17 protein-coding genes are annotated in these 21,305 nt (G+C 49.0%); 2 read left to right on the top strand and 15 right to left on the bottom strand.

Annotated elements, in window-relative coordinates; all coding sequences use genetic code 11:
- Positions 1 to 10 precede the first annotated feature (10 nt).
- From CpATCC19410_RS08030 to CpATCC19410_RS07980, 11 genes are all read right to left on the bottom strand, one after another.
- Positions 11 to 2,767, bottom strand: coding sequence for a DEAD/DEAH box helicase (locus CpATCC19410_RS08030; protein ID WP_014522716.1), 2,757 nt, complete (start codon positions 2,765 to 2,767; stop codon positions 11 to 13).
- 19 nt (positions 2,768 to 2,786) lie between these two features.
- The gene (tatC, locus tag CpATCC19410_RS08025) at positions 2,787 to 3,875 is read right to left on the bottom strand and encodes a twin-arginine translocase subunit TatC (protein WP_013241888.1); all 1,089 of its coding nucleotides are present in this window, start codon (positions 3,873 to 3,875) and stop codon (positions 2,787 to 2,789) included.
- 106 nt (positions 3,876 to 3,981) lie between these two features.
- The gene (gene tatA / locus CpATCC19410_RS08020; RefSeq protein WP_013241889.1) at positions 3,982 to 4,260 is read right to left on the bottom strand and encodes a Sec-independent protein translocase subunit TatA; all 279 of its coding nucleotides are present in this window, start codon (positions 4,258 to 4,260) and stop codon (positions 3,982 to 3,984) included.
- A 38-nt stretch (positions 4,261 to 4,298) separates the two neighbouring features.
- The gene (locus CpATCC19410_RS08015) at positions 4,299 to 5,288 is read right to left on the bottom strand and encodes a helix-turn-helix transcriptional regulator (protein WP_013241890.1); all 990 of its coding nucleotides are present in this window, start codon (positions 5,286 to 5,288) and stop codon (positions 4,299 to 4,301) included.
- Positions 5,288 to 6,277 carry a helix-turn-helix transcriptional regulator gene (locus tag CpATCC19410_RS08010; protein WP_013241891.1) on the bottom strand — a complete coding sequence of 330 codons (990 nt, stop codon included), beginning with the start codon at positions 6,275 to 6,277 and terminating at the stop codon, positions 5,288 to 5,290. Before CpATCC19410_RS08010 ends, CpATCC19410_RS08015 begins: the two co-directional genes overlap by 1 nt.
- On the bottom strand, positions 6,274 to 7,731 hold the full coding sequence (gene pafA, locus CpATCC19410_RS08005) for a Pup--protein ligase (protein ID WP_014367036.1): 1,458 nt from the start codon (positions 7,729 to 7,731) through the stop codon (positions 6,274 to 6,276). Before pafA ends, CpATCC19410_RS08010 begins: the two co-directional genes overlap by 4 nt.
- A gap of 4 nt (positions 7,732 to 7,735) precedes the next feature.
- On the bottom strand, positions 7,736 to 7,930 hold the full coding sequence (locus CpATCC19410_RS08000) for a ubiquitin-like protein Pup (RefSeq protein ID WP_013241893.1): 195 nt from the start codon (positions 7,928 to 7,930) through the stop codon (positions 7,736 to 7,738).
- 101 nt (positions 7,931 to 8,031) lie between these two features.
- Positions 8,032 to 9,564, bottom strand: coding sequence for a depupylase/deamidase Dop (gene dop, locus CpATCC19410_RS07995; RefSeq protein ID WP_013241894.1), 1,533 nt, complete (start codon positions 9,562 to 9,564; stop codon positions 8,032 to 8,034).
- Positions 9,561 to 11,141 carry a proteasome ATPase gene (arc, locus tag CpATCC19410_RS07990; protein WP_013241895.1) on the bottom strand — a complete coding sequence of 527 codons (1,581 nt, stop codon included), beginning with the start codon at positions 11,139 to 11,141 and terminating at the stop codon, positions 9,561 to 9,563. Before arc ends, dop begins: the two co-directional genes overlap by 4 nt.
- Positions 11,142 to 11,335: 194 nt before the next feature.
- On the bottom strand, positions 11,336 to 12,172 hold the full coding sequence (locus CpATCC19410_RS07985) for a tRNA (adenine-N1)-methyltransferase (RefSeq protein ID WP_013241896.1): 837 nt from the start codon (positions 12,170 to 12,172) through the stop codon (positions 11,336 to 11,338).
- 6 nt (positions 12,173 to 12,178) lie between these two features.
- Positions 12,179 to 13,495, bottom strand: a complete 1,317-nt coding sequence (locus CpATCC19410_RS07980; RefSeq protein ID WP_013241897.1) for a M18 family aminopeptidase — start codon at positions 13,493 to 13,495, stop codon at positions 12,179 to 12,181.
- A 154-nt stretch (positions 13,496 to 13,649) separates the two neighbouring features.
- Between CpATCC19410_RS07980 and CpATCC19410_RS07975 the strand changes: the two genes are divergently transcribed.
- Together CpATCC19410_RS07975 and CpATCC19410_RS07970 are read left to right on the top strand one after the other, a co-directional pair.
- Positions 13,650 to 14,561: a RecB family exonuclease gene (locus CpATCC19410_RS07975; protein ID WP_013241898.1), complete on the top strand. Its 912-nt coding sequence runs from the start codon at positions 13,650 to 13,652 to the stop codon at positions 14,559 to 14,561.
- 211 nt (positions 14,562 to 14,772) lie between these two features.
- Entirely contained in the window at positions 14,773 to 15,060 is a 288-nt protein-coding gene (locus CpATCC19410_RS07970; RefSeq protein WP_014300695.1) for a HigA family addiction module antitoxin, read from the top strand.
- 60 nt (positions 15,061 to 15,120) lie between these two features.
- Here the strand turns inward: CpATCC19410_RS07970 and CpATCC19410_RS07965 are convergent, their stop codons facing one another.
- From CpATCC19410_RS07965 to hisG, 4 genes are all read right to left on the bottom strand, one after another.
- Entirely contained in the window at positions 15,121 to 16,773 is a 1,653-nt protein-coding gene (locus CpATCC19410_RS07965; protein WP_013241900.1) for a formate--tetrahydrofolate ligase, read from the bottom strand.
- A gap of 123 nt (positions 16,774 to 16,896) precedes the next feature.
- Positions 16,897 to 18,327 (bottom strand): aspartate ammonia-lyase, encoded by a 1,431-nt coding sequence (aspA, locus tag CpATCC19410_RS07960; protein WP_013241901.1) that lies wholly within the window; start codon positions 18,325 to 18,327, stop codon positions 16,897 to 16,899.
- A 358-nt stretch (positions 18,328 to 18,685) separates the two neighbouring features.
- Entirely contained in the window at positions 18,686 to 19,993 is a 1,308-nt protein-coding gene (locus CpATCC19410_RS07955; protein WP_013241902.1) for an anaerobic C4-dicarboxylate transporter, read from the bottom strand.
- A gap of 462 nt (positions 19,994 to 20,455) precedes the next feature.
- Positions 20,456 to 21,301 (bottom strand): ATP phosphoribosyltransferase, encoded by an 846-nt coding sequence (gene hisG, locus CpATCC19410_RS07950; protein ID WP_013241904.1) that lies wholly within the window; start codon positions 21,299 to 21,301, stop codon positions 20,456 to 20,458.
- Positions 21,302 to 21,305: the final 4 nt, after the last annotated feature.

The raw sequence follows: 21,305 nt of genomic DNA, 5'->3' as shown, positions 1-21,305 counted from the left end.
TCGACGCCACCTAGTTGCCGATGGCGACCACACCGCGTCGTATTGCTTCAATGGCAGATCGAGCTGACTTTCTTGTTTCTTTGCTATAAGCAGTTGACCTGATCTGTTCGAGTAAATCGATAACTTGGCGGCATTGTCGCACAAAATCTCCTGCGGTGAGCTCGGCGCCTGATTCGGCTGCAGCGGCGAGACAATAACCAAGAGGCGCACCAGCAGTCCATTGATGCATAGCTAGAGAAAAACCGGCTTCTGGGTACTTGGTTACAGGCAATTGGTAGCGCCGTTCATTCACACTGAGCTCATCCCAGAGCCTCAGCGTATTGTTCATGGCCAAGGCCATAGACTCTGTCGCAGCCTCTGGTTCACCACGTGTTTCTTTACGATTTTCAAATGTGCACATACTAACAACACCAGCAAGTTCTGCGGGGTCGAGGTCATCCCAGATTCCACGTTTGAGGCATTGAGCTACTAACAAGTCCGATTCGTTGTGAATTTTCGCTAGGTTTTCGCCTTCTTCCGTTACCCGTGGGATGGCATCAATAAACTCGACATAATCAAGTTCTCCTAGCAGCCCTAGAATCCGATCAAAAGTTTTTCCCAGGGTATCGGTGGCTGTCTCTACCGTAGTACGTAATTGAGATGTCTCTTTCTGTGCACGTGCGAGCTTTTCTCCTATCCTTGCGAGGTCTTCCCTATTATCCCACTGGTGGGCTGGGTGGGAGCGTATGCGAGCGCGAAGTGCAGTGATTTTTTCTGTAGGCCGATTACGGTGCTGAGGCTTGAGACGCTTTGGGCGGGAATACGTGAGTTTTTCAAATTGTCTGACCACATACTTGGAGTTTTTCCGAGGTTGAGTAATCGTGGCACGAGAGAGCTTCATATGACCTACTACCACTGGAGGCATCGGGAAAGCGGCAGTATCAACTCTTCCTGACCAGCCAGATTCCATGGTCACCCAAGGTTTAGGGTCAGAAGAATTATTAGAGGGTTGTACAACTACGGCTAATAGCGGGCGTTTTTTGCCTGGCATAGCAATCACGTCTCCGAGATTAAGGCTGGCCAACACCTTGGTAACTTCCATCTCCCGCTGTTCAAATGAGTGCCTTTTTGCTCTACGTTCTTCATCTGTAAGCTCGCGTCTGAGCGTGATATATTCTAAAAATTTCTCAATATTCTCTTCAGATATATGACTGCTGAGCTGCGATTCAAGATCTTTAACGCGCGTTTCCGAGCGCTCTATTTTCCGCACGAGGTCTACTACGCTTCCATCTGCTTGGAATTGAGCGAAAGATTTTTCCAAAAGTCGGTGCGCCGAGGTAAAACCAATGGTTTTAAGTAAATTAACCGACATGTTGTAGCCGGGTGAAAAGGTTGAGATAAGTGGATATGTTCGAGTGGACGCGAGCCCAGCGACAGAGCGAGGATCCATTGCGGGAGCCCATTGGACTACAGCATTTCCGATAATATCAATGCCACGACGGCCTGCACGACCCGTTAGCTGTGTATATTGACCAGGCGTGAGGTCTACGTGTGCCTCACCATTGTATTTGACCAGTTTTTCTAGAACCACGGTACGAGCAGGCATATTAATGCCGAGTGCGAGGGTTTCCGTGGCAAAAACAGCGCGGACGAGACCTTTAGTAAAAAGCTCTTCAACGATGTGCCTAAAAGCCGGCAGCATTCCAGCATGGTGAGCGGCGAAACCACGCATCAACGCAGCCCGCCACTTGCGGAAATCAAGAACCTTGAGGTCTTCCTCGGGAATCCCCGCTACCCCAGCATCAACGATACGGGCGATTTCTTCTGCTTCTTGTTGGTCCGTGAGCACGATGCTGGAGCGCATGCATTGATATAGCGCGCCTTCGCATCCAGCACGGGAAAATATGAAAGTGATTGCCGGAAGCATGTCTTGACTTTGCAAAACATCGAGAACCTCTGGTCGTCCTTGTGGGCGGTACCGATCTTGTTGTGGGCGATTTGGACGTGAGCTATGAGACTTTCCGGATGAGCGAGCACGGAAGCCTCCGGACTTGAACTGGTCGCGTCCTCGATCAATTGCTTCTTTCCCCTCTATGCGGTCGATGTGCTCCTCGAGTCGAACATTCACTTCACCGCCTGAATCCGGTTCAAACAACGGATGAATACGGCGTCCCACCATCATCCACTGATTCAGCGGAACTGGCCTGTGCTCAGAAACGATAACCTCGGTGTCTCCTCGTACCGTTTCCAGCCAGCGACCGAATTCTTCTGAGTTGCTGACGGTGGCAGATAAACCGACTACCTTGACAGATTCATCAAGACCAAGAATTGCCTCTTCCCATACTGCACCGCGGGACTTATCAGACAGGAAATGGATTTCATCCATGACTACGTGGGTAAGCCGGGTTAAAGCCTCTGATCGGGCATAGATCATATTTCGGAGAACTTCAGAGGTCATCACAAGGACATCTGCATCATGATTGATAGAAACGTCGCCAGTGAGCAAGCCAACGGCTTCTGCGCCATGAACTTCAACCAAGTCATGAAATTTCTGATTACTAAGCGCTTTGATTGGCGTGGTGTAAAAACACTTAGTACCACGGGAAAGGGCCAAAGAGACGGCAAATTCCCCGACTATAGTTTTGCCTGCCCCCGTAGGCGCGCATACTAAAACTCCACGGTCATCTTCAACGGCTTGGCATCCTTGAAGCTGGAAATCATCAAGGGGAAACTTCTGCCGAGAGATGAACTCTAGGAGATGAGAATGAGGGGCTGGCGTAATCGTCATGCCTTAAGGTTACTGTGCCCTAGAGAACGTCGTCGAAGTTGGTACCGGAATCTAAGGATTTTGTTTGCTTAAGAGGCGCCGGCCGCATGATTGGTCGAGAACTAATCTCACCGCTTGCTTCGACATTAGAAGTTGCAGACACAGGACCTGAAGCCGCGACTGGGTTAGGTGAATCAACCCCGCCTGCGTGAAGATCGAGAGGTGATGCTGATTCATCATCAAGATCCATCCAGCTGGGTCGTGAGACTTTTCTGCGTTTGTCGTTTATCCTCGCAAATTGCATAGCGATTTCAACCAGCAAGCTTAGAGATACTCCGAGGGCAAGCATGGAGAAAGGATCTTGTCCCGGAGTCATAAAGGCCGCAAAGACAAACAGCACAACGATGATGATCCGCCGTTTATCTTTGATGGCCTCATACGGGAGAACCCCAACAATATTGAGCATCGCGATAATCAGTGGAACCTCAAAACTCACCCCGAACATGGCAAGGAGCGCAAGTATAAAGCTGAAGTAACGATCACCGGATAGCGCAGCAGTCTGAACGTCATCGCCGATACCTAGAAGGAATTCAAGACCATAGTCAAGGACAAAGTAGGCAAGAATCGCTCCGAAGATAAACAGCAGTACTGCAATGCTGACAAAAGAAAATGTCCAACGCCGCTCGTTCTTCATCAGACCGGGGGTAATAAAGGCCCAGAGCTGATACAGCCAGATTGGAGAGGCAAAGACTAAACCGGCTAGCGCTCCAACTTTAAGACGCAACATGAACATCTCAAATGGCGCTGTTGCTATCAGCCTGCAGGTGCCATCATGTGTGAGATCAGCGCGCTTCTGTGGCGGTAGATCGCAATAAGGGCCACGAAGAATATCGCCCAGTGATGGGATAGAAAACCAGTGGAGGTGAACAGCGTGCTGGTACCAGATGAAACCAATGATCGTTGTGACTATCACGGCCAAAACAGAAATGATCACCCTGCGTCGTAGTTCTTGAAGGTGCTCGACCAGGGACATCTCACTATGATTTTGTTTCTTTGCCCTTGTGAACACTTTCTTAAACCCACGGCGTGGGACAACGCCACCTTGGGGGGAAGCCTCAAGCGAGCTCATTAAGATTCCTGCCTACTGCCTTAACGTAAAATAGTGACCTTGCGGTTTCTAAAGGTTGTTAGGAACCACAAGGTTGTATTTAAAACACGGTAGTTAAATAAAGCGTTTATCCGTGCTGGGGATTTTGTTGTTGTTGCTGGGCAGGATACTCCGTGGGAGCCTGCGGAGGAACAATGCCGTTTTGTGGCTGGACGTAAGGCTGCTGCATCAGCTGTGCCTGTTGCTGCTCGGCTCGTTGGTCATCGTTGCTCATTTCTTTGACCTCAGATTTGAAGATACGCATAGAACGGCCAAGCGAACGAGCGGCGTCAGGAAGCTTCTTGGCGCCAAAAAGCAGAATAACAATGAATAAAATGATGATGATTTCGGTAGGACCAAGATTCATGGCGTACCCCTCACTGTGACATAGGACCAAAACAGCGTTTATTTGCTGCTTGTTACTTGTTTTGGATCATACACGCTCAATGCGAGCTTGGCGCGATCTTGTACTGCTTGAGCAAGGTCACGTGGAGCTGTCACGCGCACCCGATCAAGGTTACTTAGCACAAATTGTATAACCCATTCCCTGGAAACCAGAGGGAGCGTTCCCTCGTACCATCCCTCTGAGTTGGCCTTTTCGATTTTTAAAGGAATGGTATCTGCCATCCACAGTGCTTCTGCTGAGAGCTCAAGCTTGGCAAATTCCGAGGTAGTAGAAAAGTTGAATGGATCTGAGTCATCAAATGTGGCTCTTTCCAAGCGCGGGGTCGCTCGGAGGTTAGTTGCCAAGATAGAGCTCATGGCTGAGACTCGAAAAGTCCGATGAGATTCGCTGGACTCCTCCCAAGCTGTGAGGTATGTCTCTCCCCCATGCGTAAAAATGCGACTTGCACTCACCACCCGATGGGACATCTCATCACGATTACGGTTGTAATAATCGAACTCAATTTGGGTGCGAGTACTCATCGACTCTCGGATTATTTCCAGATTGGGCTCAGTCGCAAGGTCATTACCTAAAGACGTTGAATCAAAGATTCCATGGGTTTCTTTCCCCATAGTCTGTCGTATTTTTTCGGCCGCTGATAGCACAGCAGAACGTTTTACTAAGCCCGGAACCTGCTCTAGCGTTTCTAACGCAAGCAAAAGAGCACTTGCTTCGGTGTGTGTGAGCCGTAGAGGGGAATCCATCCCCTGATTATTTATAACAGTCACCGAACGTAGTTCTGCGTCTAGATCAACAAGTTCGTCTGGGAAAGTCCCTGGACCACAGCAGAAAAGTCGGCTGAGGTCTTCTTGGACTTGACTAGGAGGGAGTCCCAAATCTGTGGCTGCTTCCATCATCGATCGACCTGGGTGTGCCTCAAAGTACGGTAGGAGGTTGAGAAGACGGACAAGGTCTGTCAGTCGCCTGTTTTTGCTTCTCGACGTAGCCATCAGGCCTCCTCTGCTGCAGAAGAAAGTAAAGAAACTATGTCCGAGACCACTTCCGGAGGCTCAATAACTACTACCGCAGGAGCCAGGGCTACAGCGGTTCGTATAAGCCAATCCCGGTCAACGTCGATAAGCGAATAGCTCCCATCAGAATTAAGCGTACCGCGTGAACTGAACTCAAGCCCGTGGCCTTCTTTAACTTCTACCGTGGCGTTAACCAGCACTTGTCCTTGTCTTAATTGTTCTTCCACGAGCTTTTGTAAGTTTGTTTCCGGTGGCAAGGAATGGAACGTGTCCCCAGGTGCGATATCCTCTGGTTTTGATACAGAAATGATACGGGTAAGGCGAAAGACTCGTTTTTCCTGCCGCTCGATATCAAAGCCAACTAAGTACAGACGATCTCGGTGGGAAACAATCCCCCAGGGATCCATGGTTCGCCATTGCGGAACAGATGCTTTATTGCGGAGGTATTCAAAATGAATCCGCTTGTTATTCCTACAGGCTTCTAAGATCGAGTCAAAATGAGAGACAGATAGGGAATTCCAATCGTTTACCGGATGGAAGCGAGGTGTTGCGGTTAGTTCACGATCTATGCCTGAAGCTGCGATTTTAGTCCATCCGGAACGCGAAAATGCTGCGAGCTCGTCTCCGAGGCCCATTTGCCCGGCAAGCGCGAGGACTGTTGCTTCTTCCGGCGTAAAATTAACTTTTTTCAATGGATATTCTTCCACCTGAAGTCGGTAAGCAGTGTGTGAATTAGTCGCTACCGTTTCAATGGGAACCCCCGCGCGTATTAACGCCGTGCGGTCTCGTTTGAATAATTGATGCGCTGCCTCGTAAGAACGGGTTTCCCCTGTTTCTGGATTCTTCTTGTATCCCGCAACATTTTCAATAATCCATTCTGCGGTGAGATAGTGGTGACCACGGCTTTCTGCATTAAGGAAAGCGAAAGTAACATTGACAATTCGTTCCATGACAGTGTCTTTTTTCACTCGTGATCGCCTTCCTTCGCATAAATATCCGCATGTTGTTCCATGTAAGAGATAAGTTCTTCTACGCGGTTGTCAATCGCAGAAAACGGATCTGAAAGCTCTACGATCTGAGGCTCTGGTCGATTGACTTTGAGCCTTAACCAATCCGTAGAAATAGGAGCACCCAGGCGCGAAGCTGCGCTCAAGAATTGGCCGCGCAGTGCCGCCCGCGTGGTGTTTGGGGCATTGTTTACCGCATCGTGAATATCTTGGTCGGTGATCCACCGATTGACTAGGCCTTTAGCCTCCAACACGCGAAAAAGGCCACGACCTGGACGGATATCATGATACGCCAAATCTACTTGAGCGAGTTTAGAGTGGTGGAAATCATGTGTTTCCAGTCCTAGCCGAGTCTGGAACTTGTGCAGCAGACTGAGTTTTATTACCCAATCGATATCACGCTCTATTGTGCTCAGATCACCTGATTCGATTGCCGTTGTTACCTTCAACCATAGATTTACTATGTCTGACATAACGGCGTTGCTGGTTCCGCCGCTTTCTTTCCGGATTTTGAGCCATCGCCGCGCTGCTTCCGCATAGCTTCGCTGGATAGATATAGCTTCTTGCCATGATCCATTTTTGAGCTGGATGGGCGTCCGTCCAGTCGTATCCCGAGATACATCTCTAATAGCTGCAATTTCATTCTCGAGTTCTAAGTCTTCAAGAGTAAAACCAGCCTCGATCATCTCTAGAACCAGTTGGGTAGAACCGATCTTAAGAGCGCAAGTTACCTCGGACATAGAGGAATCACCGACGATGACGTGTAATCGTCGGAATCGATGAGAATCTGCGTGCGGCTCGTCTCGGGTGTTAATGATAGGCCTGGAGCGTGTGGTCGCGCTGGATACGCCTTCCCATACGTGGTCGGCACGCTGAGAAATGTGAAACTCTCCATTTTGAATGGAACCAGATCCGCATATGAGCTGGCGAGTGATCAAAAAAGGTAAGAGTTGTTTGCCCAAAGTCTTCAGGACTACGTCCCTGCCTACCAAGTAGTTTTCATGGCAGCCATAGGAATTGCCAAAAGAGTCAAGGTTATTTTTGAAGAGATAAACATCGCCGCCGATGCCCTCAGCTGCCAAGTTTTTTTCTGCGGTAATGGCAAGCTCATCCACAATGGCATCCCCGGCGCGATCATAAGCAACCAGTTGCGTTAGCGAGTCACATTCTGCGGAAGCATACTCTGGGTGAGAACCTACATCGAGATAAAGGCGAGAACCATTAGGAACAAAGACGTTCGAGCTGGACCAACGCTCTACTACCGGCCGGAACATGTATCGAGCAATTTCATCGGCGTTTAAGCGACGGCTGCCGCCCTCCGATACGCATGTTATACCGTACTCAGTCTCAATCCCAGTGATTCGCCTGGTAAAAGCCGCGTGTGGTGCTACTGAGTTGGGCTGCGGCGACAACACGGTATTACTGCCCGCCCTTCTGAACGTAAGAACGAACGAACTCCTCGGCATTGTTTTCTAAAAGACCATCTATTTCATCTAAGAGGTCATCGACGCCTGTTGCTGAAATCTGAGCTTGGGCAGTGCCGAGTGCGTGGTCCAAAGAATCGTCATCAGCGTTGGGGCCGCCAGCGTTAATGTTTTTTTGTTGGGAGTTCATGAGCGAGAGAAATCTCCTTGATCCTCAATATCGATAGGCTGCGTTCAATACAGCTTAGGCTAACGTAACGTGATCTTACGCGTATGGAATAGAGATGTGGTTTATTCTGAGTGTGGTAGCAATCTTTCTACTGTGGCAAGATCGCTGATACTTTTGATGAGATCATCAGTATCACCGTTGAAGTTTTCAAAAATTTTTTCGGAAGAAGAAAAACAGAGAGTATCAAGTCGCGGAAGATTGATTTTAAGGTGAGAGGTTTTATCGGCAATGATGATGCTTTCCCAATTAGCCGCCACTATTCGTCCAGGCAATGATTCAATTATTCGGCCTCGGAAGTAGGCGCGAGAATCTAGGGGGCTCTTCCACGCTGCATGCGCGATTTCTTCTGGGGTGGCAAGGGTGCGCATTCTTCCCTTGCGTACCAAGGCATAGAAGAGGCTCTTGGCTGGATCGATATCAGAATACTGCAGATCAATCAGTTTTATCTTGGCGTCTGCAATGGAGACTCCACGGGCTACATATGATCGGATAAGCGTAAGTTTGGCGCACCAATCGAGTAAGCGTGAGGCGTGTTCCGGTCCCTTTCGTAGTGCCTCTATGACTTCATCCCATGCGTCGAGTACTCGTTTTTGCATGTCAGTGGTGGCATTAAGCCTTTCCCGATAATGAGTTAGCAACTCAAGGGCAGTGAGTTTTCGACCATCGGATAACGTCAGACAATGTGTTAGCTCTAGGTCGCGGGAAACTGCGCTTACCTCAGCAACAGCATTACTTAGTTTCAGATCGCTGAAGTCAACCCCTTTTTCTATGGCATCAATTACTAAAGATGTCATTCCTAGTTTGAGAAAGATCGAGGTGTGAGACATATTTGCGTCTCCGATGATCACGTGTAGCCTGCCATAGTTTTCTGCATTGGCATGAGGCTCGTCGCGGGTATTGATGATTCCGCGGTTGAGCGTTGTCTCAAGGGAAATCTCTTGCTCGATGTAATCTGCGCGTTGTGAGATCTGGAAGCCAGGTTTTTCCCCTAACTGTCCTAGCCCCACGCGTCCTGCTCCTACGACTACTTGTCGAGCTACGAAAAACGGGATAAGGGATTGAGCTAATAGATTGAAGTCTGTTGTGCGATGGTACATGTAGTTTTCATGGCTGCCGTAGCTTGCGCCTTTTCCATCGACATTATTTTTATAAATTTTAAGAGGTGGGCAAGGATCATGATGCTCGAGTATGGATTTTCCCATTGCGGTTTGTTCTGCAACGAGTTCGACAGCACGGTTGAGTATGAGGTCTCCGGCGACGTCGTAAAGCATGGCATCATATGCGTTTGTAGTCTCAGGAGACGAGTACTCAGGGTGCGCGTGATCAACATAAAATCGTCCGCCGTTGGTTAACACGGTATTGGCTACACCGATAGCATTAGGATCGATGATCGGGATGCTGTGGTACCTTCTCAGGTCAAAACCACGAGAGTCTCTTAGCGGGTGTTCGTCTGCAAAATTCCAGCGTGCACCGTTAGAGCAGCGGTCCCCCATACTGAAGGCTACGACCGCGTGGGTGGACGTGACTATGGGGCTTAACGCGGTATCCGACGGCGTTGCTATGCCATACTCAGTTTCAGTTCCGATGAAACTCACTGGTGTCCTCCTAAAACCCTAGCATGAGATACTCGGATGCCTTGTCTACCGGTTATCCGGCTCCACTCGTCTGGATTGGCAGTGTTAGGCAGATCTTCGCTTTCTCTGTTCTCTGCATCTACCGCAGCGAGTAAATGAGCAGGAGCGATTCCTCGTCCATGTCCGGCGATGTGTTCTTTGATCGCATACTTTTTGGCCCGGTCGACGATATTGGCAATCATGGCGCCGGAGACGAAATCCCGATAATGCAGAATTTCTGTGGTGCCATCAACAAGCGTTAGTTCTACGTAGGGTTTATCCGCAAAAAGGTAGTCCACTGTGGTTTGGATAAGATTGCTGATTGGTTCTGTAACCGGAATATCTTTTGTGAGATGTCTAAAGAATATATCTTGAGCAGCCTTTTTACAGGGTCTTTGGACTCGAATTTTCACGTCTAACCGGCCAGGGCGAAGAATAGCGGGATCAATCAGTTCTTCACGATTAGTGGCGCCAATGACAATGACATTGCTTAAACTTTCCACGCCATCGAGTTCTGTGAGCAGCTGAGGGACAACGGTGGTTTCCATATCCGAGCTCACCCCTGAGCCACGAGTTCTAAAGATAGACTCCATCTCATCAAAGAAAATGATGACAGGGCGTCCCTCTTCTGCTAACTCGCGGGCGCGTTCGAAGATGAGGCGAATACGGCGTTCGGTCTCACCTACATATTTATTTAAAAGTTCTGGCCCTTTGACGTTAATAAAGTAGCTTTGGTTCCCCTCCCCTATGCGTTGCGCTAACGAGTGCGCGACGGCCTTGGCAATCAAAGTTTTTCCACAGCCGGGAGGGCCATAAAGCAACACGCCTTTCGGCGGATGAAGGTTGTAGGCTCGGTAGAGATCTGGGTGTGCAAAAGGAAGCTCCACGGCATCGTGGATTTGCTCGATTTGATCATCAAGTCCACCGATATCGGCGTAGGTAACATCTGGGACTTCTTCAAGGGCTAATTTGCTGACCTCAGTTTTGGGGATTACCTCATAGGCGTAACCCGCGCGAGAATCGACCAAAAGAGTATCGCCTGCGCGCGGCTGTCTGCAAAAGGTTTCTAGTAAAGGAGCCGCTAACCGCACTATATGTTCTTCGCCGTTGTAGTCTGCGACCAGTGCTCGGTTTGACCCTATCATCTCTACGAGGGTGGCCAGGGAACCCGTTGAATCGAAGTCACAGACTTCTACAACGTGACTGGCCTCCCCCAGACGTACTTGTACACCAGGCACCAGCTTGGACTTATTAACAAGCGGAGAAATCTGCAGCCGCATCTTACGTGATGCTGTAAACACTTCTGCTGTCTTTTTGTCTGAAGAAAGCTCCAAGAATGTGCCATACGTAGACGGCGGAGTGGCCAAATCCTCAATCTGCTCATTTAACAGCATAAGTTTATTGCGAGACGCCTTGAGTAACTCGGCTAATTTAGCATTTCGAGCACTTAAATCATCTGCTGTTTTTTTCTGTCGTCGGAGCGCGACCTTGAGTTCCTCAACATTGTGCAGCTGATCGTTTAATTCCTCTGTGCGAGCGTTCCCTTGAGCTGAATGCATGACGCTTACCTTACTAACCAACGGACGCTGTGAGGAGGCGGGGTTGATTTTAGTGTTTATCACAAAGCATTCCAATGCTATTACCAGCAGAAACCTCTGAACATAAAAGCTGCACCTTTCTGAACATCACCACTAAAGATGGCTAATCCATGAGAAGCAGCTCAAACAAATAATTAGTTTGGCTTAGCCCAAAATTATTTCCGGGCACGGCGCTGAGGACGCGGCGGGGTGACGCCGTCGGCAAGCCTGCGAGTCCACACTAGGAATGCAGTGTGAGCGTTCATACGGTGTTCCGGCCGGGTGGCTAGCCCCTCAACACGCCAGTCGCGTACAAGAGATTCCCAGGCGCGAGGTTCTGTGAAACACTTTTGTTCTCTGATCCCCTCCATGACCTTCATTAATTGTGGGACTGTTGCCACATAGGTCATAAATACTCCACCAGGGATAAGAAGCTTTGAAGCTGTCTCTAAGCATTCCCAGGGAGCAAGCATATCCAGAATAATACGGTCGACAGGGCCTCCGAGTTCTTCTGTGGTGATAGCGCTGAAATCTCCTAGTCGAGGTTGCCAGGTGGCCGGGCGACCTCCGAAGAACTCATCGACATTGTTTTCTGCATATTCCAGATGATCTTCGCGGATTTCGTAGGAGAAAACCGTACCTTTTTCTCCTACTGCGCGGAGAAGTGCCATAGATAGTGCGCCAGAACCAGCACCCGCTTCTAGGACTCTTGCGCCTGGAAAGATATCACCTTCAACCAGGATTTGTGCTGAATCCTTGGGATAGATGACGGCAGCGCCGCGAGGCATAGACAGCACATGATCCACCATAAGGTGCCGGAAACAAAGGTACTCGTATCCTTGCTCCGATTTTACGATAGTTCCTTCTTGTGCGCCGATGATGTCATCGTGATTAATAGCGCCTTTATGCGTGAAATATTTTTCGCCGGTATTAAGAACGATTGTTGCATGTCGACGCTTGGGATCGGTGAGCTGGACGCGATCACCAGATTGGAAAGGACCGGAGTTTGCCATGAGCGATTAACCTACCAGATAGCTGTGCAATGCCTGCATTAGCATATGAATATCGGAGATACTAGCTAACTCACGAGCTGAGTGCATGGAGAGCAACGGAATCCCTACGTCGACTGTTGGAATCCCGAGCCGGGTCGCCGTAATTGGTCCTATCGTAGAGCCACAAGGAACAGCGTTATTACCAACGAACACTTGCGACGAAAAACCAGCGCGCAGACAAGCTTGAATCCATAGAGCTTCGGTTTCTGTATTAGATGCGTATCTTTGGTTCGCATTAATTTTTAAAGCCGGACCAGAGCCTAACACCGGGAAATTGGTAGAGTCGTGCCGTTCTGGATAATTGGGGTGTATAGAGTGAGCTGCATCTGCAGAGACGCATGTTGACGCAGCAATCATTCGACGAATGTCCTCATTGTCCGCCCCTAGCGCTGTTGCGGTGCGGTAAATTACGTCTTCTAATATCGGCCCCGCAGCACCAGTGACAGTTGCACTACCGACCTCTTCGTGGTCAAAAGCTGCGAGCAAGAGGATATCTGGGCTTCCCTTCTTATTGACAACCACGTCTTGTGAAGCCTCAATCAAAGCGCGAAGTCCAGGGTAAAGGCTAGAGAGGTTGTCCAGTCTTCCACTGGACAGAAAATCGTTTGTTGCTCCAAAAATTTCACCAGGTTGAGCATCTGCCGTGATGAGGTCGTGGGAAATAATGTCCTCTGCTTTTACATCGGCTGCCTTTGCCAGCACGTCCAAGATACTAAGATCTGGATGTCCACACGAAAAAACAGGTTGCATATGACGCTGCCTATCAAGCGTCAGGGCTTTATTAGCCTCCCTATCTAGGTGAATCGCCAAACTGGGGATTCTTAAAACAGGTGGGGTGCTTACGAGCCGGGTGGTGCCGTCGATAAGCCCTAACTTACCGGCAAGGACAAGTTCTCGGTCAAGCCAGGAAGCTAGAATTGGCCCACCGTAGACTTCAACAGCCGCTTGTTGCCAACCTGCCGATTGAAAATCGGGAGATAATTTGAGCTTAAAACCGGGCGAGTCTGTATGCGCGCCGATGATTCGGAAACCGGATTTTTTGGAGGCGCCTTCTGGTACAAACCATGCCATGAGTGCTCCACCGCGGATGAGGTAGTGTCCGCCAGGCGAGGCATCCCAAGCTTGAGTCTCTTCTACTTGTTCAAAGCCGGCTTCTTTGAGCATTGCCGCGCCTTGCTGCGCTGCATGGAAAGAACTCGGTGAATTGGCAATATAGCTGACAAAATCCCAAGCAAAATTCTCGACTGCCTGGTGATCAGTGGGGCTGCTGCCTTTGGAATCCATCTTTATTTCCTGATTATTCATGGCTTTTACCTTAGAGATACTGATTGTCTGCCAGCGTGGCAGCTGAGGCCTCGCTGCTTTTGGTTCGATGTGGTTTTAGGCTTATCGTGGTGGGACAAGTAGTACTTTTCACGTTCAAAAGATTGCTGGTTCTGTGACTAATTCTAACAACGCTGTTTCTGAGACGCCTTTGCTAAGCACAACTTCGGAATTAAATGGTACGAACGCCGGCGAGACACAGTCTCAACCTCCTAAAGAGGCAGCCCCAAAAAGGTTAGCGTTGTCTCCATCGCGTGCTAACGATTACCAACAATGCCCATTGCTTTATCGTTTTCGAGCCATTGATAAGCTGCCCGAACCAAAGACTGTTGCGCAGGTTAAAGGAACCCTGGTCCATGCAGTTTTGGAAGAAATGCATGAGTGGCCTCGTGAACAGCGACTCTACCCTGCTGCGGTAAAACGGTTGAAGCCCCAGTGGGCAAAGATGTGCAGTGAAGATAGCGAGCTTGAAGAACTTGTTCCAGAGGACAAGACCTATGATTTCCTTGTAGAATGCCGCTCACTTCTTCGCGGTTACTTTGAGATGGAAAATCCGCAAGGTTTTGATGCTCACGAATGTGAGATGTACATATCTGCTGAATTGCCTAATGGGGTCCCAGTGCGTGGTTTTATAGACCGCGTGGACATAGCCCCTACTGGCGAGGTCCGGGTAGTTGATTATAAGACTGGTAAAAAACCAATACCACGTTTTAGCCAGCAGGCTATTTTTCAAATGCGGTTCTACGCTTTGGTGTATTGGCGGCTCTACGGAAAAATTCCAGATCAACTCCGCTTAATGTACTTAAAGGTTACCGATTCGATGTTTCTCATGCCTTCCAAAGAGGAATTGGAGTACTTTGAACGGGACCTCGGGGAGCTTTGGCAAAAAATACTTGATGACGCCGCCGCTGGGAGCTTCCGCCCCAAAACATCAAAGCTGTGCGGTTGGTGTTCCCATCAGTCGATCTGTCCTGCCTTTGGTGGAACACCACCTGACTACCCAGGATCACCTTTTAAAGAAAAATAAAAGTATGTAGACCTAGCCAAAAGGTTGATATGTCAGCCTAACCAAGCTAGTGGATATGCCAAAGTTCGACCTAAGCTGAATAAGACTGTTGTTTACTTATCTTCTTTTGTGCTCCAAATGGCTTATCAATAGTAAGTGAAGGATATCCACCTTCCGCATGATTGGTAGGCCCTAGAAAAAGAAGAAGCAGTCCTTATTGGAAGAAATAGTCATGAAAGGTCAGCTGATAGTGTTGAGCAAACGAGATACAACGCCTCGGCACCCAGGTGAGATTCTTGACACGGATTACCTTAAGCCACGGAAGTTATCGCACTATGACCTAGCAAAGTCACTGCATATTACAGAGACTATGGCGAATCGTTTTGTTGCGGGGCATATCCCAGTAAATGACGTGATTGCTTTTGGCCTTGGTCATCTTTTCCATGAATCGCCAGAGCTTTGGGTACGTAGACAAGAAGACTGGGACTTAGCCCAAAACGCTGAAAATAACTTGGATTAGCCACGACATTTCACTCCTGGCTTTTGCATAGAACAAAATGTCGTGGCTTCTCATCATTTGCTAGAACAACCCGTGAATGTTTCTTCTGTCATCTACAGTAATTTTTTCGGCTGCAGGACGCTTAGGAAGCCCCGGCATCGTCATGACGTCACCAGTTAGCGCCAGTATGAACCCCGCGCCAATCCGAGGCAATAGGCTTCTAACGTGCAGTATATGGCCTTCAGGACGCCCCAATTCCGCGGGATCATCGCTGAAAGAATATTGGGTTTTTGATATACACACAGGAAGTGTATCCCAGCCATTATCTTTGAGATAAGCAAGGTCACGCTGTGCTTCTTTGCTCAACATAACCTCTTTAGCGCCATAGACTTTGGTTGCGATAGCTTCTAAAGAAGCTTCCAGCCCTTGACTTGGGTCATAGAGCGGCACAGAAGACTGGTCCAGCATGTTGGTGACTGCGTCGGCTAGCTCAAGGGCTCCTTCCCCTCCCTTAGCCCAGACCTGAACTGGGACGAGTCGTACCCCGAATTTAGCGGCCCAATCTTCCATATACTTCTGCTCTGCGGCGGTATCAGAGGTGAACATGTTGAGTGCTACAACAGGTTCCACACCAAAGTTTCTAATGTTTTCTACATGTCGCTCAAGGTTGACTATTCCTAGACCGAGTGCATCAATGTTTTCTGAGGTGAGATGATCCTTTGAAACTCCCCCGTTATATTTCAAGGACCGGATGGTAGCAACAATGACTACCGCTGAAGCAGAGAGCTCCCCTGCTCGCATCTTGATATCAAAGAATTTTTCGGCTCCAAGGTCAGACCCGAAACCCGCTTCTGTAAGAACCACGTCACCATAATGCAGAGCAGTCTTGGTCGCTATGAGGGAGTTGCATCCGTGCGCGATATTGGCAAAGGGGCCGCCATGACAAAAGGCTGGGGTACCACCAAGAGTTTGAACGAGGTTAGGGTTGATTGCGTCACGCAGCAAGGCTGTCATTGCCCCCTGCGCATTCAAGTCCTTTACCGTGATCGGCTGACCGTCAAAGTTCTGGCCGATTACGATGCGCGAGATGCGGCTTTCCAAATCTGATAGGTCGGTGGACAAGCAGAGGATCGCCATAATTTCGCTTGCTGCCGTAATTGTAAAACCGGTCTGGGTAGGAGTGCCATGAGGCTTTCCACCGAGACCGGTGACAATGTTTCGCAGCGAGCGGTCGTTAACGTCCAGGCAACGTTGCCACGTAATGCGTCGTGTATCAATGCCTAGCTCGTTACCCTGCTGTATATGATTATCGATCATCGCCGCAAGAGTATTATTTGCGGACGTAATAGCATGAAAATCACCTGTAAAATGAAGGTTAATGTCCTCCATGGGAACAATCTGTGAATATCCACCGCCAGCAGCACCACCCTTGATACCCATTACCGGGCCAAGAGAAGGCTCTCTGATCGCAACAATGGCGTTGTGACCACGCAGCCGCATGGCATCGGAAAGCCCGATTAAGACGGTGGATTTACCTTCCCCCGCAGGAGTCGGCGAAATACCAGTCACCAAGACGAGTTTGCCGTCTGGTTGGAGGTTTTCTGCGGTGATGTCAACTTTGGCTTTTGTTTTGCCATAAGGGACGAGGGCATCTTTGCTGATTCCAGCACGCGTGGCAATGTCGACGATGGGCTCTAGAGTGTGAGCCTGGGCGATCTGGACGTCTGAGGGCATGGTCGTAAACGCTCCTGTTTCGGTTTGGTCACGTAGATCAAGAGTAACCGAATAGACCCCGCACCGAGGTATACGGGGCGGGGTCTTTTACTAAGCGGTGGTTAAGCGCTTAGTCGTGGGCTACTAATCGTCATAAAGTTTACCAGTAAACTTTGGATTCATGAGGTTTTCTGGGGAAAGAACTTTGTCGAGTTCTTCCGCGCTCATCAAATTATGCTCAAGAACGAGTTCACGAACTGAGCGGCCAGACGTCGCAGCTTTTTTACCGATAATGTCGCCATTATGGTGTCCGATGATCGTGTTCAGGTAAGTGATGATGCCAATAGAATTATCTACGTAACCCTGGCAAACCTCAGGATTGGCGGTAATCCCGTCGATGCACTTCTCACGGAGAGTATCTGCGGCGTTTCCTAGAAGCTGAATTGACTCGAACATAGCCGATGCAATTACTGGCTCCATGACGTTAAGCTGCAGCTGACCAGCCTCAGCTCCCATGAGGACCGTGACGTCATTGCCGAATACTTTGAAGCAAACCTGGTTAACAACCTCAGGAATAACCGGGTTAACCTTGGCCGGCATGATGGATGAGCCAGCAGCGCGTTCAGGAAGATTGATCTCATGGATACCAGCACGCGGGCCAGAAGAAAGCAGACGAAGATCATTACAGATCTTAGAAATCTTCATAGCAGCACGTTTAACTGCGGAATGGACAAGTACATAATCGCCTGTGTCGCTCGTTGCCTCAATAAGGTCGAGTGCGGAGACGATTTCCAGACCAGTTACTTCTGCTAGCGCTTTAGCTGCTGCTTCGGTGAATCCCTCAGGGGTATTCAGTGCGGTACCGATAGCGGTAGCGCCCAAGTTAACACCAAGCATGGATTCAGATGCGGTTTTAAGCGCGGCTTGTTCTTCCGCAAGGTTATTAGCAAACGCATGGAACTCGGCTCCCAAAGTCATTGGGACAGCATCTTGTAACTGGGTACGTCCCATCTTGAGGATGCCTGAGAATTCTTCTCCCTTGGCGTCAAAAGCTGCACGAAGCTCATCCAGTTTAAGGATCAGTGTTTGCATGCAGTAGTAAACACCGAGGCGGAATCCTGTCGGGTAAGCATCATTGGTGGACTGGGACATGTTGACGTCATCGTTAGGGTTGATGACCTCGTATTCGCCTTTTTCACGTCCTAAATGCTCTAGCGCAAGGTTAGCCACAACCTCGTTGGTGTTCATGTTTACTGATGTGCCAGCGCCGCCTTGGAAGACGTCAATTGGGAACTGGTCCATGCAGCGGCCCTCATCAAGGATTTGATCGCAGGCCCATACAATGGCATCTTTCTTTACGCCTTGCAGCGCACGCACTCGGTGATTGGCCAACGCGGTGGCTTTTTTCACCTGGACCATACCTCGGATGAACTCAGGAATTTCATTGATAGTTTTTCCGGAGATCTGATAATTGTCGATCGCGCGTAGAGTATGCACACCGTAATAGAGGTCATTGGGGACCTCCATTTCACCGAGTAGGTCAACCTCGATGCGGCTGTTCTTGCTCTCTGCCATTGATACCTCTCTTAGGTTCAGGGCTTATTTTCTGACTCTTTAAGAGTACGTCACCGATCTGTTATTTTCCTTCCTGAATTAGCCGAAAAATATACCATCTACCTGCTATTAGGTAGGTATTAAGGGTGTTTGTTCATGTCAGGACGATATTGTTCAAACAGACAATACAATGAAAAGCAATGTGTCATTTCTCACCACTTGCCAACCCCCTTAAACTACCCCCTATTGTGTGTCCTCATCTCAGGACTTTTATTTTTATAAAAAAGCCCTGAGAGTAGTGCTTCATGGAGCACTTCCCTCAGGGAAAGTTATAGCTTTTCGACGCTTCCTTGTAAGCGGCTAAATCGAAATGCTGGGTTTAGAGAATGACGCTGCCAAAGAGGAAACCCAATGCAACGGCAAGGGCAATGCCAACGGTTCCTGGAATAAGGAATGGATGGTTGAACACTGCCTTTCCGATGCGTGTTGATCCGGTGTCATCCATCTCTACAGCTGCGAGGAGCGTGGGATACGTGGGGAGAACGAACAATGCAGAGACGGCCGCAAAGGAAGCGACTGCAGTCAACGGCGATACTCCAATAGCCAGCGCTGCTGGGATGAGTGCCTTTGCTGTCGCTGCCTGAGAATAAAGGAGCGCTGCGGCAGCAAAGAGTACTACTGCGAGCATCCATGGTGAGCTCTCGAGAATATCTCCAGAGAATCCCTTAATGTCGTCGATGTAGTGGTTGATAAGAGTAGTGCCCAACCAAGCTACGCCCAACACGCATACACATGCAGACATGCCGGAACGGAATACCTGTGTGTTGAGGATATCGCCAGCGGGGATCTTACAAAGAATGACCGTGATAGTTGCTGCTGTGAGCATCATGGCCATGATTGCCTCATTGCGAGGAAGTGAAGGATCCGTAATTAGTCCGACCTGGTCGGAAATGAGGGTTGCGTAAACCATCACGGCCACAATGGCAACAAGGAAAATCCACACAGAAAGTTTTGCGGCTTTCGTTGGGATGTACTTTTCTTTCTTCCCTGGTGCAGAGACAAGGCCCTCGGCCAGACGTTGCTGATAAACCGGATCATCTTCTAGGTTTTTTCCTAGCCGATTGCAAAGCCAAGCGGTGGGGAAAATTGCCAGGAAAGTCGAAGGAATAACCACAGCAAGTAAAGAGAGATAGCCCACGCCAAGTGGCTCAAGTGCAGTAGCTAAGAATACTACGGCAGCGGAAATAGGAGAGGCAGTAATAGCCATCTGAGATGCTGGCACAGCTATAGATAAGGGACGTGAGGGGCGTACCCCGGATTCTTTGGAGACCTCGACGATGACGGGAAGCGTTGAAAACGCGGTATGGCCGGTGCCTGCAAAGAGGGTCATAAAATAGGTGACCACTGGGGCCACATAAGTGATGTGCTTAGGGTTTTTCCTAAGCATTCTCTCCGCAAGATGAACAAGATAGTCCATGCCGCCGGCTCGCTGCATTGCAGAAATTGCTGCAATAACAGCCATGATGATACCGATGACATCGAATGGGATGTCTTCACGAGTAACAGGTACTCCTGTTGCTCCTAGGAGAAGAACGCCAAGGCCACCTGCAAAACCAATTGCGATAGAACCGAGGCGTGCGCCGAGAACAATCGCGGCGAGAACGATGATGATGTGGACAAAAACCACTTTTACTCCTGGCCTTTAATAAGGACGTCTGCTTTAAGCAGATGTGGGCGGTTTAAACCGTAGAACAAAACCGGGTTGTCAATGATCGCGATCGCTGTCATCTGACGCCATCATTTCCAATCACTTTATTATCGTGCCCTACCCCCTAAGTTACGAGCAACCTGTAGGTTATTAGATAGTCGTCTTCCACATGTGCAAACGATATAAAAAGAGGGAAACCTCTCTACCTTAAAGCCAAGGTCAAACTTAATGAAGTGGAAAATATTTTTTGTATCTGAAAGATTGGTCACAATGTCAGATGTCTGAATTTTATGCAGTTTTTCGTTTGTTTTAGGGTCGTTTATGAATCTAAAGTCGGGCGGATTCTAGCGCTAAGAGGCACTTATTGGTAAGACTTTTTGAAAATAAGGAAAGGGCTTTCCTAGTGTGCGTTGGATGGGAAAGCCCATAAACCGTTGCGCTTTAGATGCGCGCAATACGGATTTCCGATGCCAAGATAGCTTGCGCTCCTAGCGAGGCCAATTGATCCATAATTTGGTTGGCTTGGATGCGCGGTACCATCGCTCGCACGGCTACCCAATTATCACGAGCAAGAGGAGAAACCGTGGGGCCTGAGATTCCTGGCGTAGTTTTCTTCGCTTCTTCCAGCCGGCCGCGGTCGATATTGTAATCAAGCATGAGATAATTCTGAGCGTGGAGAATACCTTCTATCCTTCGTAGGAATATCCGTTGCTCTTCATTCATCGCACTATTTTTTCGCCCCACGACTACGGCTTCAGACTCGCACAGCGATGGACCAAAAACAGCGAGACCTTGTTTACGCAGCGTACGTCCTGTGGAAACCACGTCGGCGATCACGTCAGCTACCCCTAGCTTAATGGAAATCTCAACGGCTCCGTCAAGGCGTATTACTGAAGCATCTATGCCACGTTGGGCAAGATCATCGCGAACCAAGTTGGGATAGGATGTTGCGATTCGCTTCCCTGCTAAGTCGCTAGGCTCCCACGATTCTGCTGCAGGCGCAGCGTACCTAAACGTGGAATATCCAAAGCCAAGTTGCATGACTTCTGAAACTTCTGCACAAGAGTCTAATGCAAGATCACGTCCAGTAATACCTAAATCTAGTTGCCCACCGGCTACGTAGATTGCAATATCTTTTGGTCGAAGAAAAAAGAATTCAACGTTATTATTTTTGTCATAAACATTGAGAGTTTTTGACTCCCCCCGACCTGCGTAACCAGCCTCTTTAAGTATCTCTACGGCTGCTTCAGAAAGAGATCCCTTGTTGGGAATAGCTATTTTAAGCATGTTT

Source organism: Corynebacterium pseudotuberculosis, assembly GCF_002155265.1.
Classification (GTDB): Bacteria; Actinomycetota; Actinomycetes; order Mycobacteriales; family Mycobacteriaceae; genus Corynebacterium; species Corynebacterium pseudotuberculosis.
Note: the sequence above shows the minus strand (reverse complement) of the source record. Positions and strands in the feature narration are given on the sequence as shown.